This window comes from Klebsiella terrigena, from assembly GCF_012029655.1.
Taxonomy (GTDB): domain Bacteria; phylum Pseudomonadota; class Gammaproteobacteria; order Enterobacterales; family Enterobacteriaceae; genus Klebsiella; species Klebsiella terrigena.
Genome location: NZ_CP050508.1, coordinates 3765099 through 3784209 on the forward strand (window position 1 = coordinate 3765099; position 19111 = coordinate 3784209).

Annotated in this window: 16 protein-coding genes; 3 read left to right on the top strand and 13 right to left on the bottom strand. The window is 57.6% G+C overall.

The window, feature by feature from the left end; translation table 11 throughout:
* Window positions 1–2 precede the first annotated feature (2 nt).
* A complete protein-coding gene (gene elyC, locus HCK03_RS17730; RefSeq protein ID WP_115193231.1) occupies window positions 3–782 on the top strand; it encodes an envelope biogenesis factor ElyC in 780 nt (259 codons plus the stop codon).
* On the opposite strand, the gene HCK03_RS17735 is transcribed toward elyC, so the two are convergent.
* The 13 genes from HCK03_RS17735 to HCK03_RS17795 form a co-directional block, all read right to left on the bottom strand.
* Window positions 759–1652, bottom strand: coding sequence for a YcbJ family phosphotransferase (locus HCK03_RS17735; RefSeq protein ID WP_041144802.1), 894 nt, complete (start codon window positions 1650–1652; stop codon window positions 759–761). The two genes, elyC and HCK03_RS17735, sit on opposite strands and share 24 nt — an antisense overlap.
* Before the next feature lie 139 nt (window positions 1653–1791).
* Window positions 1792–2538, bottom strand: a complete 747-nt coding sequence (kdsB, locus tag HCK03_RS17740; RefSeq protein WP_041144801.1) for a 3-deoxy-manno-octulosonate cytidylyltransferase — start codon at window positions 2536–2538, stop codon at window positions 1792–1794.
* Window positions 2535–2717 carry a protein YcaR gene (gene ycaR / locus HCK03_RS17745; RefSeq protein WP_041144800.1) on the bottom strand — a complete coding sequence of 61 codons (183 nt, stop codon included), beginning with the start codon at window positions 2715–2717 and terminating at the stop codon, window positions 2535–2537. Before ycaR ends, kdsB begins: the two co-directional genes overlap by 4 nt.
* A 154-nt stretch (window positions 2718–2871) precedes the next feature.
* Entirely contained in the window at window positions 2872–4101 is a 1230-nt protein-coding gene (locus HCK03_RS17750; protein ID WP_167691976.1) for a winged helix-turn-helix domain-containing protein, read from the bottom strand.
* A gap of 57 nt (window positions 4102–4158) precedes the next feature.
* On the bottom strand, window positions 4159–5139 hold the full coding sequence (lpxK, locus tag HCK03_RS17755; RefSeq protein ID WP_167691977.1) for a tetraacyldisaccharide 4'-kinase: 981 nt from the start codon (window positions 5137–5139) through the stop codon (window positions 4159–4161).
* Window positions 5136–6884 carry a lipid A ABC transporter ATP-binding protein/permease MsbA gene (msbA, locus tag HCK03_RS17760; RefSeq protein WP_041144797.1) on the bottom strand — a complete coding sequence of 583 codons (1749 nt, stop codon included), beginning with the start codon at window positions 6882–6884 and terminating at the stop codon, window positions 5136–5138. Before msbA ends, lpxK begins: the two co-directional genes overlap by 4 nt.
* A 36-nt stretch (window positions 6885–6920) precedes the next feature.
* The gene (locus tag HCK03_RS17765; protein ID WP_167691978.1) at window positions 6921–9185 is read right to left on the bottom strand and encodes a ComEC family protein; all 2265 of its coding nucleotides are present in this window, start codon (window positions 9183–9185) and stop codon (window positions 6921–6923) included.
* Window positions 9186–9394: 209 nt separating this feature from the next.
* On the bottom strand, window positions 9395–9682 hold the full coding sequence (ihfB, locus tag HCK03_RS17770) for an integration host factor subunit beta (RefSeq protein ID WP_004100704.1): 288 nt from the start codon (window positions 9680–9682) through the stop codon (window positions 9395–9397).
* 151 nt (window positions 9683–9833) lie between these two features.
* Entirely contained in the window at window positions 9834–11507 is a 1674-nt protein-coding gene (gene rpsA, locus HCK03_RS17775) for a 30S ribosomal protein S1 (protein WP_004860074.1), read from the bottom strand.
* A gap of 135 nt (window positions 11508–11642) precedes the next feature.
* Window positions 11643–12326 (bottom strand): (d)CMP kinase, encoded by a 684-nt coding sequence (gene cmk, locus HCK03_RS17780; RefSeq protein ID WP_041144795.1) that lies wholly within the window; start codon window positions 12324–12326, stop codon window positions 11643–11645.
* Window positions 12327–12519: 193 nt separating this feature from the next.
* A complete protein-coding gene (aroA, locus tag HCK03_RS17785; protein WP_167691979.1) occupies window positions 12520–13803 on the bottom strand; it encodes a 3-phosphoshikimate 1-carboxyvinyltransferase in 1284 nt (427 codons plus the stop codon).
* A 72-nt stretch (window positions 13804–13875) separates the two neighbouring features.
* Window positions 13876–14964 (bottom strand): 3-phosphoserine/phosphohydroxythreonine transaminase, encoded by a 1089-nt coding sequence (gene serC, locus HCK03_RS17790; RefSeq protein WP_041144793.1) that lies wholly within the window; start codon window positions 14962–14964, stop codon window positions 13876–13878.
* A 311-nt stretch (window positions 14965–15275) separates the two neighbouring features.
* Entirely contained in the window at window positions 15276–15968 is a 693-nt protein-coding gene (locus HCK03_RS17795) for a DUF421 domain-containing protein (RefSeq protein ID WP_041144792.1), read from the bottom strand.
* A 138-nt stretch (window positions 15969–16106) separates the two neighbouring features.
* On the opposite strand from HCK03_RS17795, the gene ycaO reads away from it, so the two are divergent.
* Both ycaO and focA read left to right on the top strand, forming a co-directional pair.
* Entirely contained in the window at window positions 16107–17867 is a 1761-nt protein-coding gene (ycaO, locus tag HCK03_RS17800) for a 30S ribosomal protein S12 methylthiotransferase accessory factor YcaO (RefSeq protein WP_041144791.1), read from the top strand.
* 383 nt (window positions 17868–18250) lie between these two features.
* Complete coding sequence (gene focA, locus HCK03_RS17805; RefSeq protein ID WP_041144790.1) at window positions 18251–19108, top strand: formate transporter FocA; 858 nt, start codon at window positions 18251–18253, stop codon at window positions 19106–19108.
* The last annotated feature ends 3 nt before the right edge of the window (window positions 19109–19111 follow it).

Consider the following 19111-nt stretch of genomic DNA (forward strand, 5'->3'; position numbering starts at 1 on the left):
GCATGCTTTTTACGCTGAAAAAGTATTTGGGCGGCATGATGCTGCCCCTTCCCCTGCTGCTGATGCTGATAGCTTTCGGCATTGCGCTACTGTGGTTTAGCCGTTTTCAAAAAACCGGCAAGGCCTGCGTCAGCATCGGCTGGCTGGTGCTTGCCCTGCTCAGCCTGCAGCCGGTGGCCGACAGCTTGCTCAAGCCGATTGAAGATACCTATCCGACATGGCGCGGCGGCGAAAAGGTTCAGTATGTGGTGGTACTCGGCGGCGGGTATACGTGGAATCCGGCGTGGGCGCCCAGCTCGAACCTGATTAACAACAGCCTGCCGCGGCTGACCGAAGGGATCCGCCTGTGGCATGAGAATCCGGGGTCGAAGCTTATTTTCACCGGCGCGGCCGCCAAAACTAACCCGGTCAGCACCGCGCTGGCGGGAGCCCGCGTGGCGGAAAGCCTCGGCGTGCCGGCCAGCGATATTATCGTCCTCGATCGGCCAAAGGACACGGAAGAAGAGGCTCAGGCGGTAAAACAGGCGATTGGCGATGCGCCCTTCCTGCTGGTCACCTCCGCGTCGCACCTGCCGCGAGCGATGATCTTCTTCCGCAATGCCGGGCTAAACCCGCTGCCGGCGCCGGCCAACCAGCTGGCTATCGAATCGCCGCTAAATCCCTGGGAGCGCGCAATCCCGTCGCCCTTCTGGCTGATGCACAGCGATCGCGTCGGCTATGAAACGCTGGGGCGCATCTGGCAGTGGCTCAAAGGCGCGTCAGGCGAGCCAGGGCAGGAGTGATTTCGCGGCCAAATCAAAGCGGGCGCGATCGAAGCGCCCGGTGTTGACCAGGCTGTCGACCTCGTCCCACAGCAGATAGAGCCAGCGCCGCCAGAGGAAGGATTCCGCGACCGGCGCGCGGTGCAGATAGTGCCACAGCAGCTGTTCCGCCTGGCCGCCGTCGCAGAGGCGAAACAGCTCATATTCACGCGGAGCCCACAGCATCATCCCCGGCCCCACCATGGCCAGCAGCTGGTCGCTACGCGCGTCCTTCAGCATGCTGCGCAGCGTGAAGCTGCCGTGCACCAGCACGCAGTTGTCGTTGAAGTCTTTAAATAATTCGCCAAGGCACTCGCGCGCCCGGAAGAGGATCCGCTTGTCCTGCATCGTCAGGCCGGTATCCTGATAAAGGTTAAGCGTTCCCCACAGGACCTCCACCCGCTGGCGGTACCAGTTTGGCCACAGATTTTCCTGCGTACAATCCACCACCCCGACGCAGCCGCCGCTATCCTGACGGTGCCACGACAGCAGCGCTTCGACGATCTGCTCCTGCAGCTGCTCCCAGCGCTGGGGGGTGCGGGCCGGAGCTTCGACGGAGACGCCGCGCAGCCGCTCAATCAGCAGGACGTCCGGCCCGGGGTGCTCCTCATGCGTCATCACGCCGTAGACCACCGGCATACGCACGGAGCCGCTGCGGGCCAGGGTTGATATCTTCCACGCCAGCTGGCGCGCAACGCCGGGCGTGGTGAAGCTTCTCGCCAGCAGCGGCAGCGGATTTCCCTGTGCATCATAGAGCGCCCACAGCGCCGTTAAGGGCTTCTCGCTCACGCACTCTACCCGGCTGAGCTTTTCGCCCAGCAGGTGACTCAGCTCGGTTCGCAACTGTTCCATTGAATTACCCTCATGAACACTACTGGTTTCATCATGAGCGTCGGTCGCGAGGTTGTCATCGGGTGAGATCAAAAATTGCGGCGAAAAGTATGGAAAAATAGCCTGAGGATATCCCCTCCTGGCGGAGGGGATCGGGGAATTAACGCAGCTCGGCGCGAACGCGCTCCAGATCTTCCGGCGTATCGACGCCGGTGCCCGGGACAACTTCCGCTACCGCGACATGGATTTTTTCACCGTACCACAGCACGCGCAGCTGCTCGAGCATTTCGATCTGCTCCAGCGGGCTCGGCGCCCAGCTGACATAGCGGCGGATAAAGCCTGCGCGATAGCCGTAGATGCCTATATGGCGCAGCAGCGAATCGCCGATGGCGTCGCGAGACTGCGCGAAGCGATCGCGATCCCAGGGAATGGTGGCGCGGGAGAAGTAGAGGGCGTAGCCTTCGGCATCCATCACCACCTTCACCGCATTTGGGTTAAACGCCTCTTCTGCATCGTGGATCGGCACCGCCAGCGTCGCCATCCCGCTGGTGCTGGAGGCCAGGTTCTCGGCCACCTGGCGTACAATCGCCGGCGGGATCATCGGCTCGTCGCCCTGAATATTGACGATAATCGTCTCATCGCTGAAGGCGCACTTCTCGACAACTTCCGCCAGGCGTTCAGTACCGGACTGGTGGTCGGCGCGCGTCATACACACTTCGCCGCCGGCGGCTTCCACCGCGCGCGCCACCTCTTCATGGTCGGTCGCGACGATAATACGCTCGGCCCCGGACTCGCGCGCGCGCTCCAGTACGTGGACGATCATCGGTTTGCCGTTGATATCCTGCAATGGCTTGCCGGGCAAACGCGTGGAGGCAAAGCGCGCAGGAATGATGACCACAAAACTCATGAGTGGCTCTCTCCAACGGCTAGCGAGCGGGCTTCGGTTTCCAGCAATACGGGAATACCGTCGCGCAGAGGAAAGGCCAGGCTGTCAATTTTGCAGATCAGCTCTTGCTTATCCTGGCTGTAATAGAGTTTACCGTTGCAAACAGGACAGGCGATAATTTCAAGTAAACGGTGATCCATGTTTCCTCCTGATGGACCGAATAGATTCCGCAGCAGCATAGCACAGGATACCTGACTCCGGGATCCGTTTGCGCTAGCGGCGAAGGGGGCGAAAGCCCGCCGACGTGCCGCTGCCGCGCGGCGTTTGGCGATGCGACCGGACGGATGCCGGCGCTCAACTCGCTTCGAGCTGCCAGCCCTGCCGGCGGTCGGCAAAGAGTTCCGGCGGCAGTTGGCCGAAGCTCACGCGTTCGGCTTCCTGCCAGCGGGCGAAATCGTTAATGGCCCGCTGCAGCCCGCTCTCCAGGCCAGAGGTCACCTTGACGCCCTCTTCCAGCCATAGCGAGAAAATTTCCAGAACCCCGGTTTTGCGATGCATTTTGCTGTCCATGCGGCCCACCAGCCTGCCCTGATGCAGCAGCGGCAGCACAAAGTAGCCGTACTGGCGCTTTGGCGCCGGCGTGTAGCACTCAAGACGGTAGCTAAAATTAAACAGCTGCTCGGCGCGCTTACGGTCCCAGACAACCGGGTCAAACGGCGACAGCACCGCGCTATGGCTCGCCGAAAGCCTGCCGCCCGGCGCCGCCTCCAGCTGCTGCAAGGCCTCCTGATGCAGCCACATATCGCCAAGCCCTTCGACGTTCACCGCCGTCACCAGCCCCTCTTCCTGCCAGTTTGCCAGCAGGCTCGCGAGCGCCGGTTGTCGCAGGCGATAATAGTCCGCCAGCCACTGCGGGCGGAAAATACCCAGGCTGCGGGCGCTATTGCGCAACATGATTTCTTCAGCCTGCGCCTGCGACAGCGCATCGCGCTCATCATCCCAGTGCGGCATCACCCGCTGCGTCAGGTCGTAAACCCGCTGAAAGTTGCGCCGTTCCACGACCATTACTTCGCCGGCGGTAAACAGCCCCTCCAGATGACGCTTGTGCGGCTTCCACTCCCACCAGCCGCTGGCGCCTTTACGCGGATGGCTAAAGTCGGCCGAGCGTACCGGGCCATTTTGCGCGATGTGCTCCAGCAGCAGCTGAATATCATCCGCATGCTCCGTCATCCACCCCTTATGGTACTTCCAGCCCATATTATCCGGCGTCAGCATGCGGTGGCGCACCAGCGAAAAATCGCTGCGCGGTAAAAAGCAGGCCTCATGAGCCCAGTACTCCATGAGTTCGCCCGCGCGCAGCGCCTCGTCCAGCCAGCTTTGCGGATAGCTGCCAAGGCGGCTGAAAAGCACCAGATAGGGGCTACGGGCGACAACGTTGATGGTATCAATTTGCAGCAGCGACATCTGGCGGATAGCGTGCAGAATATCGGCAGAGCGGGCGCGACGGCGGGGCCTTTTCAGCAGGCCCTGCGCCGCGAGGTGAAGATGGCGGGCTTCTTTAAGTGAAAGCATTAGTACCGACATGCAGGTTCTCCGTTGAGGATCACGATACAGCGGCACCGAAAGCAGGCGTGGCGAAAACTAACGTTGCGCCAGCGTCGCCAGATCCGTAAGCAGCCGCTGCGCGCGTTCGTCCGTCATTATGGCGTCGACGGGCAGATACCACCAGTTGGCTTCGGCGAAGGCCCGGCATTTCACCGCGTCTTTTTCGGTCATCAGCAGCGTTTGCCGCTCGGTTACCAGAGCGGCAACGTCGGCTCGGGTGAGAGCCTGATGATCGGCCAGCGCCACGGTTTTTACCGGCCGCACGCCGCAGCTTTCGAGGGTGGCAAAAAAGCGCGGCGGATGGCCAATCCCGGCCATCGCGACGACGTTATCAAAGCTCGCCACGTCGCGTCGTTCGCCGTTAAGCACATTCACCGCCTGCCCGGGGCGCAGCTGCATGGCTATCTCTCCCGGCCGCGCGACGCCGCCGTTAGCGATAATGGCGTCGACGCTGCGCAGGCGCGGGGCGCGTTCGCGCATCGGCCCGGCCGGTAGCCACCAGCCGTTGCCAAAGCGGCGTACGCCGTCAATAACCACGATTTCTTTATCGCGCGCCAGCCCGTAGTGCTGCAGGCCATCGTCGGTGACGATAAGCTGCAGATCCTGTACGGCAAGCAGTGCCCGCACCGCCTCGCTGCGCTGGGGGGAGACCGCCACCGGCGCGCCGGTGCGTTGATAAATCAGCACCGGCTCGTCGCCGGCTTCCGATGTGCCGGTGGTGCTGTTGAGCACCAGCGGATAGCTCGCCGCCTTGCCGCCGTAACCGCGAGAAACGACGCCAACGCGGATCCCGCGCTGCTGCAGCTGCTCCACCAGCCAGATGACAACCGGCGTCTTGCCGTTACCGCCGGCGGTGAGGTTTCCGACAACAACAACCGGAACCGGCGCGCGCCAGGCCTTCTTCAGCCCCAGCCGGTAGCTGAGACGAATCAGGCCGCTCACCAGGCCGTAAAGCCAGGAGAGCGGAAGCAGCAGTCGCCATAAAGGCGACTCACCGGACCAGATTCGCGCGATCATTGGCCAAATTGCATTTTATGCAGCTGAGCGTACACGCCGCGATGTTCCAGCAGGTCAGCGTGGCTGCCGCGTTCAACGATGCGTCCATCTTCGACCACCACGATTTCATCGGCCTTCTCGATGGTTGACAGGCGGTGGGCGATAACCAGCGAGGTGCGGTTTTTCTGCAGCTCGTCCAGCGCCGCCTGAATGGCGCGTTCAGATTCGGTATCCAGCGCCGACGTTGCCTCATCAAGGATCAGGATTGGGCTGTTGCGCAGCAGCGCGCGCGCGATGGCGATACGCTGGCGCTGGCCGCCGGAAAGCAGCACGCCGTTCTCGCCGATGACGGTATCGAGGCCGTTATCCATTTTACTGATAAAGTCCATGGCATAGGCCATCCGCGCCGCCTCTTCGATCTGCTCGCGGCTGTACTCTTCGTTACGCGCGTAGGCAATGTTGTTGGCTACGGTATCGTTAAACAGGTGCACGTTTTGCGAAACCAGGGCGACCTGATCGCGCAGGGAGGCCAGGGTGTATTCGCGCAGATCGTGACCGTCGAGCAGGATCTGGCCTTCATCGATATCATAAAAGCGCGTGATCAGGCTCGCGATTGTCGATTTACCCGATCCCGAACGCCCCACCAGGGCCACGGTTTTACCTTCCGGAATATTCAGGCTGATGTTACGCAGCGCCGGCGTTTCACGGCCAGGATAGGTAAAGGTGACGTTATTGAACTCAAGGCTCCCCTTCGCGCGCTCGATAACCAGCTTGCCTTCGTCTTTTTCCTGCTCGGAATCAAGAATAGCAAACAGCGTCTGGCAGGCGGCCATCCCGCGCTGGAACTGCGCGTTGACGTTGGTGAGTGACTTCAGCGGACGCATCAGGGCGATCATCGAGGAGAAGACCACGGTAATCGTACCGGCAGTCAGCGTTTCCATAACGCTTGGGAAGCTGGCGGCGTAGAGCACAAACGCCAGCGCCAGAGAGGCGATCAGCTGAATGATAGGGTCAGAGATGGACGATGCGGAGACCATTTTCATCCCCTGCAGGCGCATTTTGTTGCTGACCTTATCGAAACGCTTGGTTTCTACGGCCTGGCCGCCAAACATCAGCACTTCTTTATGCCCTTTGAGCATCTGTTCCGCGCTGGTGGTCACCTGACCCATGGTGTTCTGCATATTCTTGCTGATATTACGAAAACGCTTCGAGACCACGCGGATCGCGATAGAGACGATTGGCGCCAGTACGATCAGAATCAGCGACAGCTGCCAGCTGTAGTAGAACATCATGATAAACAGACCGATGATCGACGCACCTTCGCGCACGACGGTGATCAGCGCGCTGGAAGAGGAGGACGCAACCTGCTCGGAATCATAGGTGATGCGCGACAGCAGCGTACCGGTGGACTGTTTGTCGAAGAAAGAGACCGGCATCCCCATCATGTGGCTGAATAAACGGCGTCGCATGGTCATCACGACCTTGCCGGAAACCCACGAGATACAGTAGCTCGAAATATAGCTGGTGACGCCACGCAGCAGCATCAGCCCAATCACCACCAGCGGCATCCATAGCAGCACTGAGCGATCCGTTTTACCAAAACCATCATCCAATAACGGTTTAAGAAGCGATAGCATGAAGGTATCACTAGCCGCGTTAAAGACTAACGCAATTGCCGCGACGATCAGTCCGGTTTTAAATGGCGCAATAAGCGGCCAGAGGCGGCGGAAGGTCTGCCACGTGGAGAGATCTTTATCATTCTGCATTCAGTAAACCAGCTTATGTTGAAATAGCCGCATATTCTACCCGTTATCCTCGGTCTCGCCAAACCACTGATGATACCAACGAGGTAAAAGTTGATCTCGTAAGCTAAGGATTTGCCAACCATCTGGGGAAAAAACAACCGTCATTTGCCCCTGATGGGCCGTATCGAACCAGCGGTATCCCTGCTGTCGATAGCGCTGGACAACCTTATCCGAGGGCATCCGCCACGCATTATAGCGGGATACCGAGGCCAGCGCCGCCTCGCCGCCGGTGCGCTGCAGCAGCGCAATGGTCGAAGAGGTATTGCTGCCATGATGTGGAACCTGGATAAGTGTAGACGCCAGATGCTGCCAGTAGCGGCTCAGCATTGCCCGCTCTGCTACCGCTTCGATATCACCGGTGAGCAAAATACTGCGCTGGCCGTCATCAACGCGCACCACGCAGGAGTGATTATTGCCGGTAGCAGTCGCTCCCGGCAGCGGCCAAAGCGCGCGAAAGGTTAAGCCGCGCCACCGCCAGCGCTCTCCCCTGCTGCACGCGCGATGCCCCACCCACCCCAGAGGGCTGCGTATCCAGGCCGCTGGCCAGATCTGGCGTATCGAATTCAGGCCGCCGCGGTGGTCAAGATGCTCGTGGCTCAAAATAATCCCTTCCACACGCAGATGGTGCCAGCGTAGCCAGGGGATGATAATCAGCTGACCGCTGTCGCCCTCGGGCCAGGCCAGGCCGGTGTCATAGAGGATTGCAGCTCCCTGCCGTTCGATGACCATCGCCAGCCCCTGCCCGACGTCCAGCATCGTCACCCGCCACTCCTCCTTCACCGTCGGACGCCAGAAGGGCCAGCTCAGCAGCACGATGCTGCTCAGGCACAGCGCCGGAAGCGAGCGCCAGGCGTGAAAGCGCCAGACCAGCAGCAACAGCCAGGGCAGCGCGCTGACGCCCGTCCAGCGAGAATCCAGCGGCAGCCAGCCCTGCGGCAGCCCGCGCAGGAACCAGAACAGCACCGCCAGCAGGCGATCTGCCGATAGCCATAGCGCCATCTCAACCAGCGCAGGCCCGCAGAGGTGCAGCAGCATCGCCGCCAGAATAAGGGGCACGATGGCAAAAGTGACCAGCGGCACGGCAACCAGGTTCGCCAGCCACGAGGTCAGGCTGATACCGTGAAAGATAACAATCTGCATCGGCAACAGCAGCAGCATCAGCCCGAACTGCAGGTGGCATAACCCCAGCAGCTGGCGCAGCAGCCAGCCCCGCGATGTCGGGGGCAGCGGCACCAGCTGATACCAAAAAATGAGCGTCGCCACGGCAAACACCGAGAGCCACAGGCTGTCGGATAGCACGGCCAGCGGATCGGCAAACAGAATAGCGCCCACGCAGCATATCCCTATCTGCCATGACGTCCAGCGCCTGCCGGATAGCCGCAGCCCGCAGCCGACGGCAAGTGCGACGCAGGTTCGCAGCGCGGGTGGCTGCATGCCGGTAAGCCAGGCATAGAACAGCGCGCAGGCCAGGCCAATCAGCAGCGGCAGCTGCCAGACAATCCAGCGGCAGGGGAAAAAGAACTGCGCGCCGCGAGTCAGTAACCCACCCAGTATGGCGCCCAACGCAATATGTAAACCGGAGATGGCCATCAGATGGGAGGTCCCCGTTTGCTGCATCAAGAGCTTAATCTCCTTCGGCACCACCAGCCGCTCCCCCATCCCTAATCCTAATATCACCGACCGCCACGGCAGCGCATCGAGGGTGCGGGTTAACGAGCGCAGATAGGCCGCGCGCCGGCTGCAGCGCAGGTCAAGGGCCTCTGCGGATGTGAAGCGTCCGGTCACGGGGCGAGACTGCGCCAGGGCAAAACGCTGGCTGTCAAAACCACCGTCGTTAAGCTGGCCGTGTACCGGGCGAATGTGGACGGTCATCATCCAGCGCTGTCCCGCGCACGGCGGTTCGGGAAGCGCCTGGCCGTAGAGCGCGATCCCCGGCGCCGGGAACAGCCGCCGTCCGTCAACCCGGATGAGGCTTCCCTGATGGGTGGTCTGCCCGTCCGTCGCCGTCAGCTCAACCTCTACCCGCCGAGGGCTACCGGGTAAAGCCTGCGTCGGCCAGATGACCTGGTGAGCGCTCAGCACGCCCCAGAGGAAAAAAAGCAGCGTCAGCGCCGCAAAGCGCAGGGGCCGCCAGCGCAGTAGCAATGGCACAAGCGCCAGGCCCGTCAGCCACCACAGGGTAGCCAGCTCGGGCAGCCGCGCGAGCAGCAGCAGCGGCAAGACTCCGACGATCGCACAACCCGCAAGCTGGGGTAAACGCATGCCAACCTCCCTGTTTCAGGGAAGTATCGCGTCGGGTTAGTCGATAGTCATCCAGCAAGCTCGCAGCGCGGGTGCCGGCTTCCGGGAATATCGGCGCGTTGCGCCAGAGCAGGCAGAGGTTTGCGAGGAAGGTCGAATTGCGGGCATAAAAAAAGCACCCTCAGGTGCTTTTTTTATCTTCGGAGTACGTTAACGCCGTTCAGCGGAACTTACTCTTCGTAAATATTGGCGCGGTCGCGTAGTTCTTTCCCAGGCTTAAAGTGCGGAACGTACTTGCCTTCCAGTTCGACTTTATCGCCAGTTTTCGGGTTACGCCCGGTGCGAGGTGCTCGGTAATGCAAAGAGAAGCTGCCGAAACCGCGGATTTCAATGCGCTCACCTTGAGCAAGCGTTGAGGCCATATGTTCCAGCATTTCTTTAACAGCATCCTCAACCGCTTTCGCGGGAATGTGGGATTGCTGGCTGGCAAGTCTTTCTATCAATTCTGACTTGGTCATTTTTCCTCCGGTTTCCTTCAAGGCCAGATTAGCTAACAGCTTTAAACAAGGGCGGCCGTAGCCGCCCTTTGTGCTTGATTACAGGACGAATCCTGCAATCTGTCAAGTAAACTCGTCGTAATTCAGGTTGTTGTAACCCGAAAGACTAAGATTACTCGCCTTTAGCTGCTTTGAAAGCTTCAGCCATTGCGTTGTTAGAGAAGTTTGCATCTTCCTGTTTGTTAACAGTTGCGATTGCATCTTTCTCGTCAGCTTCGTCTTTCGCACGAACAGACAGGCTGATTGCGCGGTTTTTACGATCAACGCCGGTGAATTTAGCTTCAACGTCATCGCCAACGCTCAGAACCAGAGTCGCATCTTCAACGCGGTCACGGGATGCTTCAGAAGCACGCAGGTAACCTTCAACGCCGTCAGCCAGTTCTACGGTTGCGCCTTTAGCGTCAACTGCAGTGACTTTACCGTTTACGATTGCGCCTTTCTTGTTCAGTGCAACCCAGTTGTTGAACGGATCTTCTGCGAGCTGCTTAACGCCCAGAGAGATACGCTCACGTTCTGCGTCAACCTGCAGAACAACTGCTGCGATTTCGTCGCCTTTTTTGTATTCACGTACTGCTTCTTCGCCTGCAACGTTCCAGGAGATGTCAGACAGGTGAACCAGGCCATCGATGCCGCCGTCCAGGCCGATGAAGATACCGAAGTCAGTGATAGACTTGATTTTACCTTCAACACGGTCGCCCTTGTTGTGGGTTTCCGCGAACTGCTGCCATGGGTTGTTTTTGCACTGCTTCAGGCCCAGGGAGATACGACGACGTTCTTCGTCGATATCCAGAACCATAACTTCCACTACGTCGCCAACGTTAACAACTTTGGACGGGTGGATGTTTTTGTTGGTCCAATCCATTTCGGAAACGTGAACCAGGCCTTCAACGCCTTCTTCGATTTCTACGAAGCAGCCGTAGTCGGTCAGGTTGGTCACGCGACCGGTCAGTTTGGTACCTTCCGGATAACGCTTAGCGATAGCTACCCACGGATCTTCGCCCAGCTGTTTCAGGCCCAGAGATACACGGGTACGCTCGCGGTCGAACTTCAGCACTTTAACAGTGATTTCGTCGCCAACGTTTACGATTTCGCTCGGGTGCTTAACGCGTTTCCACGCCATGTCGGTGATGTGCAGCAGGCCATCGACGCCGCCCAGATCAACGAATGCGCCGTAGTCAGTGAGGTTCTTAACGATACCTTTGACTTCCATGCCTTCCTGCAGGTTTTCCAGCAGCTGATCGCGTTCTGCGCTGTTCTCGGATTCGATAACCGCACGACGGGAAACAACAACGTTGTTACGCTTCTGGTCCAGCTTGATTACTTTGAACTCAAGCTCTTTGCCTTCCAGGTGCAGCGTGTCGCGAACCGGACGAACGTCAACCAGGGAACCCGGCAGGAACGCGCGAATACCATTCAGCTCAACAGTGAAGCCACCTTTAACTTTGCCGTTGATAACACCGACTACAGTTTCAGCTTCTTCGTAAGCTTTTTCCAGCGTGATCCAAGCTTCGTGACGTTTAGCTTTTTCACGGGACAGCAGGGTTTCACCGAAGCCGTCTTCTACTGCATCCAGAGCAACGTCAACTTCGTCACCGACCTGGATTTCCAGCTCGCCCTGGGCGTTTTTGAACTGCTCTGCCGGAATGGCAGACTCAGATTTCAGACCGGCGTCAACCAGTACGATATCTTTGTCGATAGCAACAACAACACCACGAACGATGGAACCCGGACGGGTTTCGATTGTTTTTAAGGATTCTTCAAATAGTTGAGCAAAAGATTCAGTCATGTTTAATCTTCAGGTTTCATATTTAACGTCCACCTGGCTCCGTGCCGGATGGGGTTGTTTAACATACCCGCTAACACTCCGTTGCTGCGGGGGTACTGCTATAATTCGGAGGCCGCTGCGCTTTGCCGATTACGGCTAAGCGACTGCCAATTTCTCGCGCGCATATTGTAGCGCTTTTTCAATTACTTGCTCAATGTTTAGTTCCGTTGAATCGAGAACTAAAGCATCGGCAGCCGGGACAAGTGGCGCCACGCTGCGATTACGATCGCGGTCGTCACGCTCTTTTATCTCGGATAAAAGGCGGTCAAAGTTAACACTAAAGCCCTTTTCCTGCAACTGCAGCATGCGCCGATGCGCACGTTCTTGCGCGGACGCATCAAGGAAAATTTTCACCGGCGCATCGGGGAACACCACGGTGCCCATATCTCGTCCGTCGGCAATCAGACCCGGCAGTTCGCGAAACGCACGCTGGCGGCGCAGCAGGGCTTCACGCACCCGGGGAAAAGCCGCCGCTTTCGAAGCGGTATTGGCCACTTCCTGCGTGCGGATTGCCGCGCTGACGTCCTCACCTTCAAGGATAACTTCGAGGCTGCCATCGGTGGAAATAAAGCGCACGTCCAGGTGCGCGGCCAGCGGCACCAGGGCTTCTTCAGACTCGACATCCACATGATGATGCAGCGCGGCCAGCGCCAGAACGCGATAGATGGCGCCGGAATCCAGCAAATGCCAGCCTAACGCTTCCGCCATCGCCTTGCACAACGTTCCCTTACCCGCACCGCCAGGCCCATCAATGGTGATTACCGGAATAGCTGCCGTCATCTTTTTCTCCTTCAGCAAGGCGCATAGAATATAAACGCCGCGCATTATACGCATCTATACGACGGAAAGTGAGCATTGGATGCAAAATACGGACGACCGGAAATGAAATGCAGAATAATTGCGCAATTATAGCGGGCTGACGGAATATCAGCCCGCAGATGACAAAGCTTTACGTTGGCGCAACCGCAGGCGCTTACGCCTGGGTGCTAATCCGCGCCAGCTGCTCGAAGTAGTCAGGGAAGGTTTTTGCCGTACACTTCGGATCGAGGATCGTCACCGGCGTGTCGGAAAGCGCCACCAGCGAGAAGCACATCGCCATGCGGTGATCGTTATAGGTGCCAATCTCAGCAAACTGCAGCGCCAGCGGAGGCGTAATGCGGATGTAATCCTCGCCCTCTTCCACTTCAGCGCCGACTTTGCGCAGTTCGGTGGCCATCGCGAACAGACGATCGGTCTCTTTTACCCGCCAGTTATAAATATTACGCAGCGTGGTGGTGCCTTTGGCAAACAGCGCCGCGGTGGCGATAGTCATGGCCGCATCCGGAATATGGTTCATATCCATATCGATGGCGTTCAGTTCGCCGCGGGTACAGGCAATATAGTCATCGCCCCAGCTGACGATAGCGCCCATTTTTTCCAGCACGTCGGCAAAGCGGATATCGCCCTGCACGCTGTTACGGCCGATACCGGTGACTTTCACCGTACCGCCCTTAATGGCGCCCGCCGCGAGGAAGTAGGATGCCGAAGAGGCATCGCCCTCAACCAGGTAGTCGCCCGCAGAGCGGTACTGCTGGTTGCCGCGAACGACAAAACGCTGATAGGACTGGTTTTCAACGTCCACGCCGAAGGTCTTCATCAGGTGCAGCGTAATATCAATATACGGTTTGGAAACCAGATCGCCTTTAATGGTGATAACGGTATCCTGCGGCGCCAGCGGCGCAGCCATCAGCAGAGCGGTAAGGAACTGGCTGGAAACGCTACCGTCAACCTCAACGCTGCCGCCGGCAAAGCCGCCGCGCAGGCGCATAGGAGGATAGTTTTCCTGCTCCAGATACTCAATTTGGGCGCCCCCCTGACGTAGCGCATCAACCAGATGACCAATCGGACGCTCTTTCATCCGCGGTTCACCGGTCAGCACAATATCGTTGCTGCCCAGGCACAGGGCTGCCGCCAGCGGGCGCATGGCGGTCCCGGCATTGCCAAGGAACAGCTCCAGCGCGCTATTCGCCTGCAGCGGACCACCGTTGCCGGTCACTTCGCAGCGGGTACGATCGGAGGACAGGGTGTAATGAACTCCCAGGGCGCTCAGGGCATTCAGCATGTGGCGAACATCGTCGCTGTCCAGCAGGTTGGTCAGCACCGTGGTGCCACGGGCTAATGCCGCCAGCAGCAAAGCGCGGTTAGAGACACTTTTAGACCCAGGCAGGTTCACGGTGCCATCCACGCGCGCGATGGGGTGTAACGTCAGGGATTCCATCAAACTCAACTCTCAAAAAAACGGAATAAAAACCCCGCAGGCCGGCTGCGGGGATGAAAAGCACAACATTGATTAGCCGTGACGACGTTCAAAGTCCTGCATAAAGTCGGTCAGCGCCTGCACGCCCGCCAGCGGCATTGCGTTATAGATAGATGCGCGCATGCCGCCCACGACGCGGTGCCCTTTCAGTGAATGCAGGCCAGCGGCGAAGGACTCTTCGAGGAACAGCTTGTCCAGCGCGCTGTCGGCCAGCTGGAACGGAACGTTCATGCGCGAGCGGTTGGCCGCCGCGACGTCGTTACGATAGAAGCTGCTGCCGTCGATGGTGCCGTAGAGCAGATCGGCTTTTTGCTGGTTGATTTTATCCATTGCCGCCACGCCGCCGTGCTCTTTCAGCCATTTGAATACCAGGCCAGAGAGGTACCAGGCAAAGGTCGGCGGCGTGTTGAACATGGAATCATTGGCATCAAGCACGGAGTAATCGAGTATTGACGGACAGGCGACGTTCGCTTTACCCAGCAGGTCTTCGCGAACGATCACCAGCGTCAGCCCTGCCGGGCCAATGTTTTTCTGCGCACCGGCGTAGATAACGCCAAAGCGGCTAACATCGATCGGCGCGGACAAAATAGTCGAGGAGAAATCGGCGGCAACAACGACGTCATCACCGAAGTTCGGCGTTTCGTCAATGGCGATGCCGTCGATGGTTTCATTCGGGCAATAGTGCAGGTAGGCCGCGCCCGGTGTCAGCTGCCATTCGCTCATCGGCCGGACGGCACGCAGGCCATCAACGGTGACTTTGGCGTCAATGGTATTTGGCGAACAGTATTTTTTCGCTTCTTTGATGGCGCTTGCTGCCCAGTAGCCAGCGTCAACGTAGTCAGCGGTGGTTTTATCGCCGAGCAGGTTCAGCGGGACGCCGGCGAACTGGCCGCGACCGCCGCCATGGCAGAATAAAACTTTGTAGTTGGAGGGGATGTTGAGCAGATCGCGAAAATCCTGCTCCGCCGCCTCGGCCACCTGGATAAACTCTTTACCACGGTGACTGATCTCCATTACCGACGTTCCCAGACCCTGCCAGTCGCAAAGCTCCTGCTGAGCCAGTTTGAGAACTTCCGCCGGCAGCATTGCCGGGCCCGAACTAAAGTTATAGACCTGAGCCATTTCCCCTCACCACGTTGCTATGTTATTTGCCCGCGAACCGTCGCGTGCATAAGTTATTCCGGTATCTGAACCATGATAATTCGAGCTGCGGACGGACGACCAGTGGATTCTTCCGCTGGCGCCTGCTGAAGTCAGCGGCCGGCTTGCACGAGTGCGGCCAGCGCACATGCAGCCTGAAGTATGACGGGTACATCGGTTTTATCATTCAGCGACACGCATCGCAATGCCTAAAACTTATGACCGGAAAAATATGATCGGCTTCACACAAAACAATTCACTAGCCCTCCGTAACAAAACCGACAAAAAGGCTGTCAGGTGATGCGTTTAGCTCTGCTAACCCTCGCCCATTCTGGATTTTGACAGCGCCGACATAATTGTTTTTTACCGGCCTGAATGACGATCACCTGGCTACAGCGCACGCAGGCGTATTCGCCGGTCTCAGGAATGGTCACAAAACGTTCATAGCAGCTCTCCGGCAGAATACATAGCCCCGGCTTAACCTCTTCATCAGCGTAATAGTACATGCTGATTTGTCCGTTAGTTTCCATTATCGCCAGCCGAACCTGGCCGAGCTGCTCCACGCTGTAGAGGCGAAGCTCCATAAAAAACTCGAACTCGGTCATATTGGCGCTGTGGACTTTCTCCCACGCCAGCTCCCCTTCTTCGACGATGACCACCGGCTTCCCTTCCAGCAGGTTTTCCAGCTTCTCGCTTTTTGACATCAGCCACATCACCAGGCGGTAGAGCAGCGCCAGGGTGACAAACACGACGAACACCGGGATCAGCGGCACGTCGTCATAAAAGGCGACGTCCCCGGCCGCAGAGCCTAGCGTCAAAATAATCAGCACTTCAAAGAGCGACATCTGGCGGACGCCGCGCCGTCCGGTAATTTTAAGGAACAGGAAAACCAGCAGGAAGGTAAAGAGGCTGCGCAGCGCGACCTCCCCTAAAAACTCCGGCGGAACTTTATCAAACGCCATGCGGTGAAGATCGAACGCTTTCATTTTTTAATGCCTTAACAGTAGGTTACTGCCTGTAAGCATAGCCCAGGCTTTTATTTTCGCCGGGGCCTTCACGAAGATAGCGCCTGACACACAAACCCCGTATCATTGCGCGCTTTACGTACGAAAAAAGTGACCGCTATGACTCAAACGTTTATCCCCGGCAAAGACGCCGCCCTGGAAGATTCCATCGCTCGCTTCCAGCAGAAATTGCTCGACCTCGGATTTGATATTGAAGAGGCCTCGTGGCTGAATCCGGTACCGCACGTGTGGTCAGTTCATATTCGCGATAAAGCCTGCTCGCTGTGCTTCACCAACGGCAAAGGCGCGACAAAAAAAGCGGCGCTGGCCTCTGCGCTGGGCGAGTACTTCGAACGTCTGTCGACCAACTATTTCTTCGCTGACTTCTGGTTAGGCGAAACCATCGCTAACGGGCCGTTTGTTCACTATCCAAACGAAAAATGGTTCCCGCTGACCGAAGATGATGAAGTTCCGCAGGGGCTGCTCGATCCTCGCCTGCGCGCCTTCTACGATCCTGACGATCAGCTGACCGCCGGCATGCTGGTTGACCTGCAGTCGGGTAATGACGATCGCGGCGTTTGCGGCCTGCCGTTCACCCGTCAGTCCGATGGCGAAACCGTTTATATTCCGATGAATATCATCGGCAACCTGTACGTTTCTAACGGGATGTCCGCGGGCAACACCGCGAACGAAGCGCGCGTTCAGGCCCTGTCGGAAGTCTTTGAGCGCCATATCAAGAACCGCATCATTGCTGAAAGCATCAGCCTGCCGGAGATCCCTGCCGAAGTAATGGCCCGCTATCCGGGCGTGGTGGAGTCGATTAATAAGCTGGAAGCAGAAGGTTTCCCAATTTTTGCTTACGACGGCTCGCTGGGCGGCAAGTATCCGGTGATCTGCGTGGTGCTGTTTAACCCGGAAAACGGAACCTGCTTCGCCTCCTTCGGCGCGCACCCTGACTTCGGCGTCGCGCTGGAGCGCACCGTCACCGAGCTGCTGCAGGGCCGTAGCCTGAAGGATCTCGACGTCTTCACGCCGCCAACCTTCGATGACGAAGAAGTGGCTGAACACGCCAACCTTGAAACCCACTTTATCGACTCCAGCGGCCTGATCTCCTGGGATATGTTCAAACAGGATGCCGACTATCCGTTCGTCGACTGGAGCTTCTCCGGTACCACGGAAGAAGAGTTCGCTACCCTGATGGCCATCTTTAAAGAAGAAGATAAAGAGGTCTACATCGCCGATTACGAGCACCTCAGCGTCTACGCCTGCCGGATTATCGTTCCGGGGATGTCGGATATCTATCCGGCAGAAGACCTGTGGCTGGCGAACAACAGCATGGGCAGCCATCTGCGCGAAACGCTCCTCTCTCTGCCGGGCAGCGAGTGGGAAAAAGAGGACTATCTGGCGCTGATTGAGCAGCTGGACGATGAAGGTAATGACGACTTCACCCGCGTTCGCGAACTGCTGGGCCTGGCAACGGGCAAAGACAACGGCTGGTATACGCTGCGTATTGGCGAACTGAAAGCGATGCTGGCGCTGGCCGGCGGCGATCTGGAGCAGGCGCTGATCTGGACGGAGTGGACGATCGAGTTCAATGCGTCAATCTTCAGCGCAGAGCGCGCCAACTACTACCGCTGCCTGCAAACGCTGCTGCTGCTGAGCCAGGAAGAAGAGCGTCAGCCGCTGCAGTACCTGAACGCCTTTGTGCGCATGTACGGCGCAGATGCGGTGGAAGCCGCCAGCGCTGCGCTAAGCGGCGAAGCGCCGTTCTACGGCCTGCAGGCGGTGGATAGCGATCTGCACGCGTTCCCGGCCCATCAGTCCTTACTGAAAGCCTACGAGAAGCTGCAGCGTGCTAAAGCGGCGTACTGGGCTAAATAGCCTTTAGCGCCGCCTGAAGTGCCCCATCACGGAGTCGTTTACGGCTCCGTTTTTTTATATTTTATTCACGGGACCAATAATTTGTAGTTGTGAAGTTAATTTACAGTGAAAATTGATCGCGCAACAGTTTGGAGATGTTAATTTTAATAAAAATACCCCATTTTAATTAACCGTGGCCTGTGCCCAAAAATGAAAAAAATCAACATAATTTGTAAATATTAAACTTTATTTTCTTTTTAAAAAACAATAAATTAGAATTAATTACCGCAAAAACCATACGCTAAACGGGCTTATAGTTCCGGTGGGATATGATCTACATCAATTTCCCTTCTATAATGCTTTGTTAGTATCTCACCGCCAACTTATATAAAGAGAGAGTTAGTGTGAAAGCTGACAACCCTTTTGATCTATTACTCCCCGCTGCGATGGCGAAAGTCGCCGAAGAAGCGGGTGTCTATAAAGCGACAAAGCACCCGATGAAGACCTTTTATCTGGCGATTACCGCTGGTGTCTTTATCTCCATTGCTTTTGTCTTCTACATCACCGCGACGACCGGTACTGCCGCGATGCCTTTCGGTATTGCCAAGCTTATTGGGGGGATCTGCTTTTCACTCGGCCTGATTCTGTGCGTCATCTGCGGTGCTGACCTGTTTACCTCCACCGTACTTATCGTTGTGGCGAAAGCCAGCGGCAGGATTACCTGGGGTCAACTGGCAATAAACTGGCTCAACGTCTATGTTGGTAACCTGATAGGCGCGCTGCTGTTCGTGCTGCTGATGTGGCTATCGGGTGAATATATGGCCGCTAACGGCGGTTGGGGGCTCAACGTCCTGCAAACCGCTGACCACAAAATGCATCATACATTTATTGAAGCCGTCTGCCTGGGTATCCTGGCGAACCTGATGGTCTGCCTCGCGGTGTGGATGAGCTACTCCGGCCGCAGCCTGATGGACAAAGCAATGATTATGGTTCTGCCCGTCGCCATGTTCGTTGCCAGCGGCTTTGAGCACAGTATCGCTAACATGTTTATGATCCCGATGGGTATCGTAATCCGCGACTTTGCAAGCCCGGAATTCTGGACCGCCGTTGGTTCAACTCCGGAAAGTTTCTCTCACCTGACCGTCATGAACTTCATCACTGATAACCTGATTCCGGTAACTATCGGGAACATTATTGGCGGTGGTCTGCTGGTTGGGTTGACATACTGGGTCATTTACCTGCGTGGCGACGACCATCACTAAGGG

Excerpts from the sequence above, each read along its gene's own strand:
- HCK03_RS17765 (WP_167691978.1), bottom strand. The coding sequence starts at position 9,185 with ATGCGTTTACCCCAGCTTGCGGGTTGTGCGATCGTCGGAGTCTTGCCG.
- aroA (WP_167691979.1), bottom strand. The coding sequence starts at position 13,803 with ATGGAATCCCTGACGTTACACCCCATCGCGCGCGTGGATGGCACCGTG.
- HCK03_RS17735 (WP_041144802.1), bottom strand. The coding sequence starts at position 1,652 with ATGGAACAGTTGCGAACCGAGCTGAGTCACCTGCTGGGCGAAAAGCTC.
- lpxK (WP_167691977.1), bottom strand. The coding sequence starts at position 5,139 with ATGATCGCGCGAATCTGGTCCGGTGAGTCGCCTTTATGGCGACTGCTG.
- rpsA (WP_004860074.1), bottom strand. The coding sequence starts at position 11,507 with ATGACTGAATCTTTTGCTCAACTATTTGAAGAATCCTTAAAAACAATC.
- HCK03_RS17750 (WP_167691976.1), bottom strand. The coding sequence starts at position 4,101 with ATGTCGGTACTAATGCTTTCACTTAAAGAAGCCCGCCATCTTCACCTC.
- HCK03_RS17795 (WP_041144792.1), bottom strand. The coding sequence starts at position 15,968 with ATGAAAGCGTTCGATCTTCACCGCATGGCGTTTGATAAAGTTCCGCCG.
- elyC (WP_115193231.1), top strand. The coding sequence starts at position 3 with ATGCTTTTTACGCTGAAAAAGTATTTGGGCGGCATGATGCTGCCCCTT.
- kdsB (WP_041144801.1), bottom strand. The coding sequence starts at position 2,538 with ATGAGTTTTGTGGTCATCATTCCTGCGCGCTTTGCCTCCACGCGTTTG.
- cmk (WP_041144795.1), bottom strand. The coding sequence starts at position 12,326 with ATGACGGCAGCTATTCCGGTAATCACCATTGATGGGCCTGGCGGTGCG.
- ycaO (WP_041144791.1), top strand. The coding sequence starts at position 16,107 with ATGACTCAAACGTTTATCCCCGGCAAAGACGCCGCCCTGGAAGATTCC.
- serC (WP_041144793.1), bottom strand. The coding sequence starts at position 14,964 with ATGGCTCAGGTCTATAACTTTAGTTCGGGCCCGGCAATGCTGCCGGCG.
- ihfB (WP_004100704.1), bottom strand. The coding sequence starts at position 9,682 with ATGACCAAGTCAGAATTGATAGAAAGACTTGCCAGCCAGCAATCCCAC.
- ycaR (WP_041144800.1), bottom strand. The coding sequence starts at position 2,717 with ATGGATCACCGTTTACTTGAAATTATCGCCTGTCCTGTTTGCAACGGT.
- msbA (WP_041144797.1), bottom strand. The coding sequence starts at position 6,884 with ATGCAGAATGATAAAGATCTCTCCACGTGGCAGACCTTCCGCCGCCTC.